This window comes from Mycobacterium sp. DL592, from assembly GCF_011694515.1.
Taxonomy (GTDB): Bacteria; Actinomycetota; Actinomycetes; order Mycobacteriales; family Mycobacteriaceae; genus Mycobacterium.
The window spans coordinates 4,535,560-4,550,806 of record NZ_CP050192.1; the positions used below are offsets into that span (position 1 = coordinate 4,535,560).

Sequence of the window (15,247 nt, forward strand, 5' to 3'; positions counted from 1 at the left end):
AGCCGGTGACCCACCCTATCGGAGCGCGAGACGAGGAGTGTCGTTGACCAAGACCGATATCGCCGTGTTGCGTTTCGGGGGCCGCCGGATACCCCGTCCGCTGGCCACGTTGCCGTGCCATGACGCCGACGGTGCGGCAGCCATCGACGCCGCCGTCGAGGGGCTGCGACGGGTCGTCGTGGTGGGCACTGAGGCAGATCTGGCGGCGGTGCTGACCCGGCTGCTGCGCACCGAGCGGCTCGATCTCGAAGTGGCCCACGTCGGTGGATGGCGCGGGGTGCGCGCGGCGTTGACGGCTGCGGCGCAACGGGTTCCGTTGATCCGCGACGAGTCGGGCACGGTGGTGGTGGGGGCGGCGTTGTGGCTGCCGCCCGGGGAGGAGGCCATGCTGCACGGTGAGGCCGTCGTCGACGACGACGTGCTCTTCGACGGGTCGGTGCCGGGTGTGCGGATCGAGCCCATCACGTCGATGCCGGGGCTGCGGGCCGCGGTCGTGTCGGGCCGGATGCGCCCGCAGCGCTGGCTCACCGGCAGGGCCGTCCAATTCGGCGGCACCGGCGCCCGTGTGGTCCGTGACGGGGCGAACGGGCCGCGCGAGGTCAAGCGGGCGGCGTTCTACCGGCACGTCACCGGGTGGCTGCGGGTTCACTGAGCGACGGATCCGTCGGCGGCCGGGGTAGCTTCGTGGCGTGAGCGTCCGCCCCCTGCACCAGTCGGTGCGTCCGAGCCCGATCTTCCTGGTCATCGTCGCGATCACCGTGCTGGGCGGGGTGCTCGCGTGGCTCGCGGCGGCCACCGTGCGGCCGATGGCCTACGCCGGGGTGGTCATCTTCGTCATCGCAGGCTGGGTGGTGTCGCTGTGCCTGCACGAGTTCGGGCACGCCTACACAGCCTGGCGGTTCGGCGACCACGACGTCGCGGTGCGCGGGTACCTCACGCTCAACCCGCTGAAGTACTCCAGTCCGCTGCTGTCGATCGGCCTGCCACTGCTGTTCATTGCGCTGGGCGGCATCGGACTGCCGGGCGGAGCGGTGTACGTGCGCACCGGGTTCATGACCCCGCGGCAACGCACGATCGTCAGCCTCGCCGGCCCGTTCGCCAACCTGATGCTCGGCGTGCTGCTGCTGGCCGCCACCCGGCTGTTCTACGACCCCGACCACGGCGTCTTCTGGTCGGCCGTCGCATTCCTGGCGTTTCTGCAGATCACGGCGTTGCTGCTGAACCTCCTGCCGATCCCCGGCCTCGACGGTTACGGGGCTCTGGAGCCGCATCTGAGCCCCGAGACCCAGCGGGCGGTGGCACCGGCCAAACAGTTCGGGTTCCTGATCTTGCTCGTGGTGCTGCTGGCGCCCGGGCCGAACCGGTGGTTCTTCTCCCTGGTCTACGGGGTGTTCGACGTCTCCGGCGTTCCCGGTGGTCTCGCGGCGATCGGTGCTCAGCTGACGCGGTTCTGGTCGGCCTGGACATAAACGAAGACCGGGGCGTGGCCGCAACGACCCCCTCTTTCGTTGCCACCTCAACCCCGGTCTTCATACCCCGGTAGGCATGGATAAACATACCGGCATGTATGTGAGTGCAGAAGTGACTTTTGTCCCTATTTACGAGACCGTCATTAATTAGCCATTCGCTGACGCCAGCCACGCGGCGAGGTCTTCGTGCACCGTCCTGCGCAGGACAGTGGTGGCGGTCTCCCAGCGACGCCGGGCCTGGGCCTTGTCGGCATCGACGAAGCTCGGGATGAGGATGCCCCGCAGGGTGTCCATCGCGGTGTAGACGAACTCGAGCATCGCCGAGTGCAAGTGGTGCGGCACCGGCTCGAGCACTGCCGCCGTCACCGCACTGGCTGCGATCGGCGCAAACTTCGCCACCTCGCGGGCGAGCTCGGGATCGGTGCGCCCGGCGACCCAAAGTTCAACTACCGGAACAAATCCCGGTGCAACATGCACTTGCCAGATGAGTTCCAGGACCGCACCGATCGGGTCGGCGGCCCGAGTGAAGCCGTCCCTGAAGCCGGTGACCACGGTGGTGACGGTCTTGGCCGTCATGTGGTGCATCGCGGCGGTCATCAACTCGTGCTTGGAGCCGAAGTGATGGATCTGCGCGCCGCGGGTCAGGCCCGCAACCTCGGCGATGCGCGGAGTGGTCGTGCCGGCGTATCCGTGCGTCGTCAGGCACTCGACCGTCGCGTCCAGCAACCGCGCGCGGGTCGCGGCGCTGCGTTCCTCTTGGGTCCGCCTGGGTTTGTTCTGCGCTGTCGGCACGACTCGAATCCTACTCACGGTCGGTTTCGAAGGGAAGTTACATTCCCAATGGTACGTAAATGTCGCCGGCAGCGGAGGAACTCGCGCCAGCTCGCCGCTTGCGACATATGCATCTTCATGCATATATTGCTCGGCATGGGAGCAGGACACGACCACAGCCACGGCGCAGATACCCGGGTGAGCCGGATGCTCATCGCGGCGGCGATCCTGACCGTGTTCTTCGCCATCGAACTGACGACGGCGCTGATGATCGGGTCGATCGCCCTACTCGCGGACGCCGGACACATGCTGACCGACCTGGTCGCGATGTTCATGGGCCTCACCGCGGTGCTGCTGGCCAAACACGGGCCAGCCTCCGCGGCTCGCACCTACGGCTGGCACCGCGCCGAGGTGTTCACCGCCGTTGCCAACGCCGTGCTGCTGATCGGCCTCGCGGTGTTCATCCTCTACGAGTCGTTCGAGCGGTTGGGGAATGCGCCCGAGGTCCCCGGTGTGCCGATGATCGTGGTGGCTATCGCGGGCCTGATCGCCAACGCGGTGGTCGTGCTCCTGCTGCGGTCTCAGTCCGAACACAGCCTGGCCGTCAAAGGCGCCTACATGGAGGTGGTGGCCGACACCGTCGGCTCCATCGGGGTGCTAATCGCCGGTATCGTCACCGTCACCACCCGGTGGCCGTACGCCGACGTGGTGGTCGCGGTCTTCGTCGCGCTGTGGGTGTTGCCCAGGGCGATCGCCCTCGCCAGGGCGGCCCTGCGGATTCTGTCCGAGTCCTCCCCGCGCCACATCGACGTCGACGAACTGCGCTCCGCACTGGCCGCGGTCGACGGGGTCACCGAGGTTCACGATCTGCACGTGTGGACGCTGGTACCCGGCAAGGACATGGTGACCGCACACCTGAGCAGCGACGGAAACTCAGCCCGGGTCCTCGACGACGCCCGGGCGGTGCTGGCCGCCCGCGGTCTCGAACATGCGACCGTCCAGGTCGAGCCGCCCGGCTGCGCCGACGACTGCCCCGGTCAGACGGACTGGTAGCTCAGACCAGATTGTCCGGCTCCTCCTCCGCCTCGTTCCTCGGCGGCATCGTCGCCGAACTAGACCAGGCCCAGAGCGGGACGGGCCGCCGGGTCGCAATCGTCGAGCAGGTCCAGGCACCGGGCGAACTCGTCGGTCTCACCGATGGTGTCGGCCGCGCGCGCCAGTGCGGCTACGCAGCGCAAGAAGCCGCGATTGGGTTCGTGATGGAACGGAACGGGACCGAATCCCTTCCAGCCGTTGCGGCGCAGCTGGTCCAGACCGCGGTGGTATCCGGTCCGCGCGTATGCGTAGGCGGTGATCGCCTTGTCGTCGGCCAGCGCGTCCTCGGCCAGGCACGCCCACGCCACCGAGGCCGTCGGGTGCGCGGCCGCCACGATCGCCGGGTTCTCGCCGGCCTCCAGCTCGGCTTCGGCCTCGATGTCACCGGGCAACAAGACTGGTGCGGGCCCGAGCAGATCCCCAAATGACGTCATCGGACCATTGTGCCGTGCCGCCGCGGCCCGGCGGCACCACCCAACCGATAGGGTCAATGACACCAGCACTCGAGGAGGACCGCAGCACGCCATGTCGAACCCGCCCGGGCCCGACCACGACGCCGACGAACCCGGCGTCGAAGACCACGGCGATCAGCCGCCCGACGAAGCCGAACGCACCACAGAGGTGTTCGCGGCGGCCGACCCCAGCCCTGAACGTCGTTACACCGCACCAGGTTTCGATGCCGGCTCCACACAGATCATCGACCGCCCGCCGCCGGACCCGGAGACCGAGATCATCTCCACACCGACCGAGGTCTTCCCCGTCGCCGAGACACCGGTACGTACCGGCCCGCAGCTGATCCTGCCGCGCGAGCCACTGACGCGGCGACGCAGCTGGGGTCTGGTGATCGCGGTCATCGCCGGCATCGCGGTGCTGGCGGCCGTGGCGATCCTGGCCGTCATCCTGTTCACCCGGAGCAACGCACCCAAGGTGTCCCAGGAAGAGCTCGTCCGCACCACAATCGAGAACTTCGACACCGCCGTGCAGAGCGGGGACCTGGCGACGCTGCGCACCATCACCTGTGGGCCGACCCGGGACAGCTACGTCAACTACGACGAACGGGCCTGGACCGACACCCACGCGCGGGTGGCCGCCGCCCGCCAATACCCGGTGGTGGCCAGCATCGACGAGGTCGTGGTGAACGGCGAGCACGCCGAAGCCAATGTCACCTCGTTCATGGCGTTCGACCCCTCGACCCGCTCAACCCGCAGCTTCGACCTGCAGTTCCGCGACAACCAGTGGAAGATCTGCCAGGCCTCCTAGCGAGTTCGGCGCGGGTCAGCCCGCGGAGACCGAACGGCCGGCGCTGTGCAGGTCGTTGCAGGCCTCGACGACCCGCTCGGACATGCCCGCCTCTGCCTTCTTGAGGTAGCTGCGCGGGTCGTACACCTTCTTGTTGCCCACCTCGCCGTCGACCTTGAGCACCCCGTCGTAATTGGCGAACATGTGACCGGCCAGCGGCCGGGTGAACGCGTACTGGGTGTCGGTATCGACGTTCATCTTCACCACGCCGTACTTCAGGGCGTCCTCGATCTCGGACTTCAGCGAGCCCGAGCCGCCGTGGAAGACGAAGTCGAACGGCTTGGAACCCTCCGGCAGGCCCAGCTTGGCCGACGCCACCCGCTGGCCCTCGGCGAGCACCTCCGGCTTGAGCACCACATTGCCCGGCTTGTAGACGCCGTGGACGTTGCCGAACGTCGCGGCCAGCAGGTACTTGCCGTGCTCACCTGCGCCGAGCGCGTCGATCGTCGCCTCGAAGTCCTCAGAACTGGTGTAGAGCTTCTCGTTGATCTCGGCTTCCACACCGTCCTCTTCACCGCCGACCACGCCGATCTCCACCTCGAGGATGATCTTGGCGGCCGCAGCCTGCTTCAGCAGTTCCTGGGCAATCGACAGGTTCTCCGTGATCGGGACGGCCGACCCATCCCACATATGCGACTGGAACAGCGGATCATTGCCCTTGGCGACCCGCTCGGCCGAGATGGCCAGCAGTGGGCGCACGTAGGTGTCCAGCTTGTCCTTCGGGCAGTGGTCGGTGTGCAGGGCGACGGTGATCGGGTACTTCGCCGCGATCACATGCGCGAACTCGGCCAGTGCCACCGCACCGGTGACCATGTCCTTGACCCCCAGACCGGAGCCGAACTCCGCGCCACCTGTCGAGAACTGGATGATCCCGTCGCTGCCGGCGTCGGCGAAGCCCTTGATGGCGGCGTTGATGCTCTCCGAGCCCACGCAGTTGATGGCGGGGAACGCAAAGGAGTGCTCCTTGGCGCGGGCCAGCATCTCCGCGTAGACCTCGGGGGTGGCGATGGGCATGGCACTTCCTCTCGGCATGTTCGGCGGCAACCGAGTCAGTATGACAAGAAGCCGGTCGGCTGGCACAGGGCGCTCGGCCACCACCGGTACCCTTGGGCGTCGTGACCATCACCACCCTGGCGCTCATGCCGGATTTTCTCGACCCGATCAAACTGATCGAGCAGTTCGGCGCCTGGGCTCTGGTCGGCATTCTCGTCGTCGTCTTCGTCGAGTCCGGGGTGCTGTTCCCGGTGCTGCCGGGCGACACCCTGCTCTTCGTGGCGGGCATGCTCGCCGCCGGAACCGCCGCGCGCGGCGCCGCGGTGGACGCCAACTTTCAGTTGTGGCAGCTGCTGGTGTTCATCCCGATCGCCGCCATTCTCGGCGGCCAGGCCGGCTATTTCATCGGCCGCTTCCTCGGCACGGCGATGTTCAAGCCGAACGCGCGGATTCTCAAACAGCGCTACCTCGACGAGGCCCACCTGTTCTTCGAGCAGCGCGGGCCGTTCGCGATCGTCCTCGCCCGATTCGTCCCGATCGTGCGCACCCTGGCCCCGATCACGGCGGGCGCGGCCAAGATGAAGTACGCCATCTTCACGCTCTACAACGTCATCGGCGCGATCGCGTGGGGTGTCGGCCTGACTCTGCTCGGCTATGGCCTCGGCCAGTTCGAGATCATCCAGAAACTGATCGAGCCGATCTTCATCCTGATCGCGGTCGCCTCGATCGCACCGATGGTGTGGGAGTGGTACCGGCGCCGCAAAGCGGCCGGCACGGAGACCGACCCGGTCACCGAGCCGTAACCGGCCTCAACCGGCGCCGTCGGGGCGACGATGACCGACCCCTCGTCCAGCTAGATCACAGGAAACGTCCAGCAGTTCTGCCAGAAACCGCGTCTACCTTTCTGGAAACTGTACGAAAGGACACAGGTTTCATGAAGCTGATTCTCAAGGCCGTGGCAGTAACAGCAGGTATTGGCATGGCAACCCTGTTCGGTGGGACCGCGGTCGCGCTCGCCAGCCCGACATCCACGCTGACAATTCAGGACGGCGACAGCGGTGCCGACGGCGCGGCCATCGACTCCGACGGCACGCAGGGCAGCTTCAAGGCGGCGATGGACGGTTCGCAGACCGGCCCGATCATGGTTGCCACCCCCCAGGACAAGGCGCACTGAAACAACGGATAGCCGCGTCAGGCCGTCACGGCCAGGACGACGGCGCCGGGCCGGCCGGAGGCTTGGGCGACAGGTTGGCTCCCGGCATCTGCGAGTTCTGCAGCGCCGCCATGCACAGGCCCAGCCTGCCCGGCAGGCACACGCCGCCCGTCCCGCTAATCTGCGTCTGCGACTGAGACCAGCACACTCCCGTGGTGGGGTCGAGGACCTGGCCACCCGCGCACGCCGCGTGCGCCGCCGGTGCGGTAACCAGCGGCGCCGACATCAGCAGCGCGCCGCAGAGTGAAGCCAACAGCAAGCTTGGTGCCGTGAGTCGGATGTTCATGTCGATGCTTCTCCGTCGATGAGCAGTGCTACGTAGGTCTGATGGGGGTGACGGTCACGCCGGCGGAGTGATCTTGGTCTTCTCGTCGATCAGGTTGGCAGCATCGATGATCACGCCCTGCTGACCGTCGATGGCATCGCCATTGAGTTGAAGGACGAACAACCCGTCCTTGGCGGGGACCACGACCGTCTTCTGTGCGGCGATGCGCTGCTGACCATCCTTGGTGTAGGTGCCCGCCGACTGAACCGCGTCGAATCCGGACAGCGAGGTCTTGGTCGGCTCGGTCACCGGCTTGTAGTCCGGCAGAGCCTTCAACTGGTTCGGCGCGTACTCGAGAATCTTTGCGGCATCGACGTTTCCGGTCAGCTTCGAGGCGATCGCATACATGTACGGCGGATCGTTCGGGTCCTGCGGCTTGTCGTAGATGATCGCCCCGTACGCCCAGTCCGGCGTCTTGTCACCGGCGAGACTCCAATCCGGGGGGAACGGAAAATCGAACTTCGGCGTTCCGGCCTGGTTGGGCTTTATCGGCGTCTCAGCGATGTTGTTCTGGGTGATGTACTCGTTGATCGTCATCGCGGCACCGGTGGCGGGCGCGGCACTGGAGCTCGGGACTGCGCTCGATGATGCGACCACAGTGGCCGAGGTCGACGCCGTCTCGGTCTTCTCGGTCTTAGTGGCGGACGAACAACCGACCAGCAGGAGACCTACCGATACGGTTGCGAGTCCCATGGTCGTCACGGCCGCAATGCTCTTCATCGGTCGCCTTCTCCTTCGGTCGCGTGCTGAGCAGAGAATAGGCAACGACAAGGCAGGACTGGCCGGATTTCCCGCCTGCTCCCGGCAGTAGTTTCGAGCGCAATCACATTGGGGGGCGCGCGGATTCGACCAGCAAATCGCGTCCCATTCCCTTCACCCGCTACGCCTGTCGCATGAGCCCGGCGCGTACGACTCAGCAAGGCGCAGCTCGGTCGTCTGAATTGACGAGATCGTCAACTACGATGGCGGCGATCGGAGGTCATGACGCATGCCAATCCAGGCCATCCGCACCCTGCAGCGCGGCGGGGAGCTCTGATGACCGCAGAGTCCGCCGCCGCGCACGTGCTGGCCGATATCGCCAAGTTTCCGCTGCGGATCGGGGCTCACGCGGCCCGCAGTGGAGTCGAGACCGGACTACATCTCGGTGCAAATGTGGTGGCAGCCGGCGTGAAAGTCGGCGAAGAGGTCGAACGGCCCGCGGTGGCGGCGATGCGGGCCGCGGGTATCAAGGCCGACTCGGTGCTGACCGCGGGCGGCACAAAGGTGGACTACGACTTCTTCGCCGGGGTGACACCGGAGATCATCAACCCCGGTGGAACGCTGCCCGGCGCCAACGAGTGGGATCGTCCAATGTCAAAGACACATCCCAACCCGGTTGTACTCATGCACGGCACCGCCGGCGGCGCCCAGACCAACTGGGGTGCTTATGTTCCGTTGCTCGTCGAGCAGGGTTTCTCGCCGTTCACGATGACGTTCGGCGCGGCCAAGGGCGCACCTTGGCCGCTGTCGGCGCTGGGCGGGATGGCGCCCATCGAGGACTCGGCGGCTGAGTTCGGCGTGTTCGTCGACAAAGTGCTCAAGGCCACGGGCGCGAAACAGGTTGACGTCGTTGGCCATTCGCAGGGCACAATCGTTCCGGAGTACTACGCGAAATTCCTCGGTGGAGCCGCCAAGATCCGCACCTACGTCTCGCTGGCACCGCTATGGCAGGGCACCGAGGTGTTCACCAACAAGCTGATCGGGACGGTCGAGTTCCACGTCGCACTCGACGCCGCCCACCACGTGCATTTCGCCTCTGCGCAACAGATGATCCGCGGGTCGGAATTCATCGAGAAGCTCAATTCCCATGGCGGACCGTATGTTCCGGGTATCCGCTACGTCAACATATCCACCCGCTACGACGAGTTCGTCCGGCCCTACACCAGCGGCCAGGTTCCGGGCGGACCCAAGGACGACGTCGTCAACGTCGTAGTCCAGGACACCTGCTCCGACGACTTCAGCGACCACTTGGCCATTGCCGGCTCCCGCCGTGCGGCAACCATGGTGCTCAACGCCCTCGACGGCAGTGCCGATCCCGCGCACGGCCCGCGCGAGGTGCCGTGCGAACTGGTGCCCCCGATTCTGGGCTGAGCGGCTATGCGGTGCGTCGCCGGCCCAAGACCACAACGAGGATGAGTAGGGCGAGCGCGGCGAGGCCTGCCACGGCGTACTTCGTCGCGGCAGTACCCCCTGCCAACTCCAGCAGGTCGATGGGCTCCGGTTCGGGGGCAGCGGCCGGCGTCGGACGCGGGGCCGGCTCGGCCGCCGGGGTGGTCGCGGCGACGGGCTCCACGACCGCGTCGGCCGGCGCCTTACCTTCACCGAGCTTGGCCTCCAGCGCGTCGACGAACTGTCCGAGCAGTTTCTCCGAAACCTGTTGGAGCATGCTGCTGCCGAACTGAGCGAGCTTCCCGACGATCTTGAGGTCGGTGTCGACACTGACACGGGTGCTCTGACCCGCCTCGTGCAGCTGAAGGGTGACGACCGCCGCGGCATTGCCGGTCCCACGCGCCTCCTTGCCGCGTCCGTCGATCAGCGCGCGGTGTGCGACCTCGTCGCGTTCCAGGAAGTGCGCCTTGCCGTTGAACTCACTGGTGACCGGACCCACTTTGACCTTCACCTTGCCGATGAAGTCGTCACCCTCGCGGCCCACCAACTGCGCGCCAGGCATCAACGGGACAACCTGCTCCATATCGCTGAGCACGGCCCAGGCCTGCTCGATCGGAACGCTGACGGTGAATTCGTTGGCGATCTTCATGGGGTCTCCTCATCGGTGGTGTCGTCGTCATGGTGAATCCGGCCTGCGATGTCTGACAGTGGACGCCCGCCGCCACCCCACTGCCGGGCGATGATCTCCGCGGCGATTGACACCGCGGTCTCTTGTGGTGTGCGCGCGCCCAGATCCAGTCCGATCGGGCTCGCCAGCCGGCTCAGCTCGGCGTCGGTCAGGCCTGCGTCACGCAGCCGGGCCAGCCGGTCGTCGTGGGTGCGGCGCGAGCCCATCGCCCCGATGTAGCCCACGTCGAGGCGCAGCGCCACCTCCAGCAGTGGGACATCGAACTTGGCGTCGTGGGTGAGCACGCAGATGACCGTGCGGGCATCGACGGCCCCTGCGTCGGCCTGCTCCGACAGGTAGCGGTGCGGCCAGTCCACGACTACCTCGTCGGCGGTGGGGAATCGCGCACTGGTCGCGAAAACCGGCCGCGCGTCGCACACCGTCACCCGATAGCCGAGGAACGAACCCTGTTGAGCCACCGCGGCGGCGAAGTCGATCGCGCCGAAGACCAGCATCCGCGGGCGCGGTGCGTGGCTGGCAACGAACACCTCCATCCCTTCGCCGCGGCGCTGCCCGTCGGGGCCGTAGGTCAACACCTCGCTCCGTCCGGCCGCCAGCAACCCCCGTGCGTCGTCGGTGACCGCGTTGTCGGCGCGTTCCGATCCCAGCGTCCCTTCGACCCGCTCAGGCTCGATGACCAGCCGCCGGCCGATCCGCGCGGCGTCGTCGTGGCTGATCACAGTCGCGACCGCGACGGGGCGATGACCGTTGATCGCGTCGACGACACTGTCGATGTGGGGAAAAGTATTGCGCGACAACGGTTCCACAAACACGTCGAGAACTCCGCCACAGGTGAGTCCGACGGCGAAGGCGTCGTCGTCGCTGACACCATAGCGCTGCAGTCGGGGCACACCGGTCTCGACGACCTCCACGGCGCTCTCGTAGACCGCACCCTCCACGCAGCCGCCGGACACCGACCCGGCGACCGAGCCGTCGGGCGCCACCACCATCGCGGCACCGGGCTGCCGTGGCGCCGAACGGAAAGTGCGCACGACAGTAGCCAGGCCGGCGGTTTCGCCGGACCGCCAGATCGCGACGAGTTCCGCGAGGACGTCCTGCACGGCATCAAACGTAGGCGACGGACCCCGGACCCGGCACCCGCGGGGTCGGCGAAATCCTAAGCGAAGTGCTGAAATCTCAGCCGGATTACGGGGTCTGGCACCGCCTCGGTCATGATCACGCCAGCATGACCACCGCGGCGTAGCCGTCGTGATCACCGGTACTCGCCGCCCGGGTTGAATACGTGTTGCCCAGGTTCACCAGACCCAGATCGGTACCCCCGGCGCGGACCAGACCGGCCCGCAATGCCTCCCGTGCAGTGCGGAACGACACGTACAGATGTTTGGGCAGAAGCTGATACAGCCCGACCCGCTCGCGACTGAACGACGCCGTCCACACATACCCTGTCCCGCCGGGAAGCGGCGCAGGACCGAAAACCCGGCCATGGTTGTTGGGCAGCAGGAAGTTTCCGTCTGAATACGCCTGCAGGGTGGCGGCGGGCAATTGGGTGTAGACGACCCCGTCGATGATTCCGGTGAAGCCGGTGCTGTGGATCGACACGCTGGGGAACCCCGCCGCGGCCATCGCGGCATCGAGCCGCTGGATGGACTGCGCCACCGAGGTCGACGTCGAATCGACGATGACGATGTTGATCGGCTCGTAGAGCGTCTTACATCCGTGCTTTACTCCGCCCCAGTCAGCGACCTGGTTGCCGGACTGCAGCATCCACTTCCCGATGTCGCCGTACGGCGTGTGGGCGGCGTCGGTGGCCGAGGGCGGCTCGACGGTGACGACCCCGCCGGCAGGCACGTGCCAGCTGGCGACCCAGTCGAGGGCCTCCGAGATATCGCTGGGCGTGGGCCCGCTGACCCGCGGAGCCGCGCGGGCGGCGGTAGTCGTCGTGGCGTGGACGGCGGTGACCACCGACGCCGACGGGGCTCTGCGGGTCCCGCCCGCGACGACGGGTGTCCGGGAGGGCGGCGCGACCGCTGCGGCAGGCTCAGCCGTGGTGCGCCGGGTACGCGCGGTCGCAGCGGCGGCTCTGGCGGTCGGACCTGCCGAATGCGCCGCGGCGCCGACCGACGAGCCCGACGCCGAGCCAACGTCTGCTGCTGCGGCCCCGTGGCCGGTCGCGAGAACGGCCGCACCCAGCCCGAACGTCACGGCGGCGGCGTACAACCACGACTTGGATGTCGCTCGCCGCATGTCAGTGCTCCACGGGTCATCCGGACCGGTCGTGCAGGAGCATACGGGCAGAGCTGTGCGCCGATGGCGCACTCGGGCAACTCCGGCTCAGCGGGCCCGGGTGGCCTCCAGCGCGCGAATCAGACTGGCCGAGTCATAGGGACCCTTGTGCCGGATCCCGTTGACGAAGAACGTCGGCGTCCCATTGAGGTCCATCACCTCGGCGTCCTGTGCGTCGTCCTCGACGCGGTGCAACACCCTGGCCGAGTGCACGTCGTCGTCGAACTGTGCGATGTCGCAGCCGACCTGGTCGGCGTAGCGATAGATGTGCTGCCACTCCAGGTAGTCCTGGAACTCGAACATCGTGCTGGCCATCTCGAAGAACTTGCCCTGCAACGCGGCCGCTTCGCTGGCGCGTGCGGCATCCCCCGATCGCGGATGCACCCTCTCCAACGGCAAATGCCGCCATACGTAACGTAATTCGTCGCCGAAGTGCGCCCGGACCTCGTCGATCGAACCGGTCGCCCGGCTGCAGAACGGGCATTCGAAGTCGCCGTACTCGACCAACGTCAGGGGAGCATCGACGCGGCCGCGGATGTGGTCGCGCCCGGGCTCGACGTCGCGCACCAGCTTGAGCCCCACCGGGACCGGGGGGCTCAGCCGGTCGGTGAGCCGGAAGATGGCCCAGCCCAACGTGAATGCCAACACCGACGCGACCAGTACGCCCACCCGGGCCAGATCCTGCGACCTCGGGTCCTTGATGGCGATGTCGACGATGAACAGCGCGATGGTGAATCCGATACCGGAGAGCGCGGCGCCGCCTGCGACCCGCCGCAGGCTCAGCCCCGGCGCCAACCGGCCGAATCCGGAGCGCTGGACCAACCAGGTGGCGCCGGTGATGCCGATCAGCTTGCCGGCCACTAGGCCGACGACCACACCCCAGGTCAACGGGGAACCCACGGCTTCGGCGATGGTCGAGGAATCCAGGTGGACTCCCGCGTTGGCCAGCGCGAAGACCGGCAGCACCCCGAACGACACGTAGGGGCCGAACGCGGTCACGAGTCGCTCGTTGATCGAGATGGAGTCGCGCAGGCTGCGGGTGGCGGCCCGGGCGTACTGCGAGTTGGGCGACTGCCGGAACGCCCGGATCACCTCGACGGCCGCCTCGACCCGCTGGCGCTCCGGCGTGAACACCGGGATGACAAGGGCGACGGCAACTCCCGCCAGCGTCGGGTGCACTCCCCCGGCGAACAACGCCAGCCACAGCCCGACGGCCAGGACGGAATACCCCGGCCCGCGCGCCGCCGCGGGCAGATACCGCACACCGATCAGGCCGGCCAGCAGCACGACGGCGACCAGCAGGGGAACCACCCGGATCTTCTCGGAGTAGAACAGCGCGATCGCCACCAGGGCGCCGACATCGTCGACGACCGCCAACGTCAGCAGGAAGGTCCGCAATCGCGCCGGGTACTTCGGGGCGATGATCGCCAACGCACCGACCAGGAAGGCGGTGTCGGTCGAGATGACCACACCCCACGCGCGGGCGTCGTCTCCGGACGGGTTGAACAGCAGGAAGATCAACGCGGGCAACGTCAGCCCGGCGAGCGCGGCCACCACGGGAACCATCGCGCGAGAACGCTCGGTGAGCTCACCAATGGTGAACTGCGCCTTGACCTCCAGGCCGACGATGAAGAAGAAGAACGCCATCAGGGCGTCGTTGACCAGCTCCTTGACGGTCAGCTCGGCGTGCATGTTGCCGACACTGAGCCCTACCGAAGTCTCCCAGAACTCTGAATAGGTGTGCGCCCAGGGCGAATTCGCCCACAGCACGGCCACCAGGGTGAACGTCAGCAGTAGCGCGGCTGCGGCATTCTCGCCGAAGCGTTTGGCGGTCGGGTCCCGACCGACTCGTGATGCCCTCACTGGGACACCGTGTGTGCGGCCTCCATCAGCATCCATCCTGACAGCTGCACAGACAGGTCGCGCTCCGGTGTCGCCGACGAGTTCACCGCGCCCTCGACGAACTGCGCCTCCTTGCCACCGACGGCGGGGACCTCGGCGGTCTGGTCCCAGAAGGCACCGAAGAGCGGCAACCCCTCGACGCTCTGGCGGTTGTCCCATGCCGCTTGCGCCGACGCCAGCACGATCCTGCGGGCGGTGTCGCGGGCAGCGACGTCCTCGGCGGAGTCACCCGGCAAGTCGGTCGCCGTCAGCGCCAGATAGCGGGCGGTGATCCCGGCGAACAGGCCGCCGTCGCCGCCGCCCGCCCCCTTGATCACGCCGCCAGGGGCCATGTGCGCGTCGATCGCCGCGACCAGTCGCCGCACCCGGGCCGGGTGCCGCGCGTCGGAGGTTCGCACCGCCAGTTCGGTTTCCAGGCCCAGCACCACGCCCTGGCAGTAGGTGTACTGGGCGCGCACCAGCGAGCCCGCCTTGATGCCGTCGAACACCAGATGGGTCTCGGGATCGATCAGCGTCTCGTCGATCCAGTCGGCCATCTGCTGAGCACGACGCAACCGGTCGCCGAAGCGGGCCAAGAAGATTCCGGCCGGGCCGTTGGCGGGCGCGTTGAAGAACTGATCCTGCTTGCGCCAGGGGATTCCGCCGCCGTCCTCGGGGACCCAGGATTTCACGAACTGCTCGGAGAGGGTCTTGAGAGCACGCTCGCGTTCGACACCGGCGAGCCGGCCGGCACGTTCCAATGCCAGCGCCAGCCACGCCATGTCGTCGTAGTAACTGTTGGTCCAGCGGCCGTTGTTGCGGATTCGGTGCCCGCGGATCTGCCGGGAGATACTGGTCAGCCGCTGCGGCTGCGGATCGCGCACCTGCGCGTCGACCAGGCAGTCCAGCAGGTGTGCCTGCCACCAGTAGTGCCATGTCCCGTAGGACGAGTCACGGCGGGTGGGCGGCCAACCGACCACTCCGAGCTGGGTGCCGGGCAGCTGCCAAAGTCGTTTGAGGTGTCGCTTCGCGATGGCGGCCTCGGCGCTAGCCGCCCGGTTCGCCCACAGCTGGTCCATGGT

The 15,247-nt window shown here is 67.4% G+C and carries 17 protein-coding genes; 7 read left to right on the top strand and 10 right to left on the bottom strand.

Annotation, left to right across the window (positions count from 1 at the left end; all coding sequences use genetic code 11):
- The first annotated feature begins 43 nt into the window (after positions 1–43).
- The gene (locus tag HBE64_RS21855; protein ID WP_167107055.1) at positions 44–652 is read left to right on the top strand and encodes a peptidase M50; all 609 of its coding nucleotides are present in this window, start codon (positions 44–46) and stop codon (positions 650–652) included.
- Positions 653–689: 37 nt separating this feature from the next.
- Positions 690–1,469 carry a site-2 protease family protein gene (locus HBE64_RS21860; RefSeq protein ID WP_167107058.1) on the top strand — a complete coding sequence of 260 codons (780 nt, stop codon included), beginning with the start codon at positions 690–692 and terminating at the stop codon, positions 1,467–1,469.
- Positions 1,470–1,616: 147 nt separating this feature from the next.
- Here the strand turns inward: HBE64_RS21860 and HBE64_RS21865 are convergent, their stop codons facing one another.
- The gene (locus tag HBE64_RS21865; protein ID WP_243841416.1) at positions 1,617–2,261 is read right to left on the bottom strand and encodes a TetR/AcrR family transcriptional regulator; all 645 of its coding nucleotides are present in this window, start codon (positions 2,259–2,261) and stop codon (positions 1,617–1,619) included.
- A gap of 135 nt (positions 2,262–2,396) precedes the next feature.
- Between HBE64_RS21865 and HBE64_RS21870 the strand changes: the two genes are divergently transcribed.
- Positions 2,397–3,293, top strand: a complete 897-nt coding sequence (locus HBE64_RS21870; protein ID WP_167107061.1) for a cation diffusion facilitator family transporter — start codon at positions 2,397–2,399, stop codon at positions 3,291–3,293.
- A 59-nt stretch (positions 3,294–3,352) separates the two neighbouring features.
- Here the strand turns inward: HBE64_RS21870 and HBE64_RS21875 are convergent, their stop codons facing one another.
- Positions 3,353–3,769, bottom strand: coding sequence for a DUF3151 domain-containing protein (locus HBE64_RS21875; protein ID WP_167107064.1), 417 nt, complete (start codon positions 3,767–3,769; stop codon positions 3,353–3,355).
- Positions 3,770–3,860: 91 nt separating this feature from the next.
- On the opposite strand from HBE64_RS21875, the gene HBE64_RS21880 reads away from it, so the two are divergent.
- On the top strand, positions 3,861–4,595 hold the full coding sequence (locus tag HBE64_RS21880) for a DUF4878 domain-containing protein (RefSeq protein WP_167107066.1): 735 nt from the start codon (positions 3,861–3,863) through the stop codon (positions 4,593–4,595).
- A gap of 15 nt (positions 4,596–4,610) precedes the next feature.
- Here HBE64_RS21880 and fbaA read toward each other — a convergent pair whose 3' ends face one another.
- Positions 4,611–5,648, bottom strand: coding sequence for a class II fructose-bisphosphate aldolase (gene fbaA, locus HBE64_RS21885; RefSeq protein WP_167107068.1), 1,038 nt, complete (start codon positions 5,646–5,648; stop codon positions 4,611–4,613).
- A 125-nt stretch (positions 5,649–5,773) separates the two neighbouring features.
- On the opposite strand from fbaA, the gene HBE64_RS21890 reads away from it, so the two are divergent.
- Both HBE64_RS21890 and HBE64_RS21895 read left to right on the top strand, forming a co-directional pair.
- The gene (locus HBE64_RS21890; RefSeq protein ID WP_167109546.1) at positions 5,774–6,430 is read left to right on the top strand and encodes a VTT domain-containing protein; all 657 of its coding nucleotides are present in this window, start codon (positions 5,774–5,776) and stop codon (positions 6,428–6,430) included.
- 176 nt (positions 6,431–6,606) lie between these two features.
- On the top strand, positions 6,607–6,801 hold the full coding sequence (locus HBE64_RS21895) for a hypothetical protein (protein ID WP_167107071.1): 195 nt from the start codon (positions 6,607–6,609) through the stop codon (positions 6,799–6,801).
- A 25-nt stretch (positions 6,802–6,826) separates the two neighbouring features.
- On the opposite strand, the gene HBE64_RS21900 is transcribed toward HBE64_RS21895, so the two are convergent.
- Entirely contained in the window at positions 6,827–7,093 is a 267-nt protein-coding gene (locus HBE64_RS21900) for a hypothetical protein (protein WP_167107074.1), read from the bottom strand.
- Positions 7,094–7,180: 87 nt separating this feature from the next.
- Positions 7,181–7,885, bottom strand: coding sequence for an LpqN/LpqT family lipoprotein (locus tag HBE64_RS21905; RefSeq protein ID WP_167107077.1), 705 nt, complete (start codon positions 7,883–7,885; stop codon positions 7,181–7,183).
- A gap of 315 nt (positions 7,886–8,200) precedes the next feature.
- Here HBE64_RS21905 and HBE64_RS21910 point away from each other — a divergent pair, with 315 nt between their 5' ends.
- The gene (locus tag HBE64_RS21910; protein ID WP_243841417.1) at positions 8,201–9,295 is read left to right on the top strand and encodes a triacylglycerol lipase; all 1,095 of its coding nucleotides are present in this window, start codon (positions 8,201–8,203) and stop codon (positions 9,293–9,295) included.
- Positions 9,296–9,299: 4 nt separating this feature from the next.
- On the opposite strand, the gene HBE64_RS21915 is transcribed toward HBE64_RS21910, so the two are convergent.
- The 5 genes from HBE64_RS21915 to HBE64_RS21935 all read right to left on the bottom strand — a co-directional run bounded on the left by HBE64_RS21915 (position 9,300) and on the right by HBE64_RS21935 (position 15,244).
- Positions 9,300–9,962: an SRPBCC family protein gene (locus tag HBE64_RS21915; protein WP_167107080.1), complete on the bottom strand. Its 663-nt coding sequence runs from the start codon at positions 9,960–9,962 to the stop codon at positions 9,300–9,302.
- Positions 9,959–11,101 carry an XdhC/CoxI family protein gene (locus HBE64_RS21920; RefSeq protein WP_167107083.1) on the bottom strand — a complete coding sequence of 381 codons (1,143 nt, stop codon included), beginning with the start codon at positions 11,099–11,101 and terminating at the stop codon, positions 9,959–9,961. Before HBE64_RS21920 ends, HBE64_RS21915 begins: the two co-directional genes overlap by 4 nt.
- A 115-nt stretch (positions 11,102–11,216) precedes the next feature.
- Positions 11,217–12,245, bottom strand: coding sequence for a hypothetical protein (locus HBE64_RS21925; protein ID WP_167107086.1), 1,029 nt, complete (start codon positions 12,243–12,245; stop codon positions 11,217–11,219).
- 87 nt (positions 12,246–12,332) lie between these two features.
- Positions 12,333–14,183, bottom strand: a complete 1,851-nt coding sequence (nhaA, locus tag HBE64_RS21930; protein ID WP_167107088.1) for a Na+/H+ antiporter NhaA — start codon at positions 14,181–14,183, stop codon at positions 12,333–12,335.
- The gene (locus HBE64_RS21935; protein WP_167107090.1) at positions 14,144–15,244 is read right to left on the bottom strand and encodes a glycoside hydrolase family 76 protein; all 1,101 of its coding nucleotides are present in this window, start codon (positions 15,242–15,244) and stop codon (positions 14,144–14,146) included. The genes nhaA and HBE64_RS21935 overlap by 40 nt, the downstream gene beginning before the upstream one ends.
- Positions 15,245–15,247: the final 3 nt, after the last annotated feature.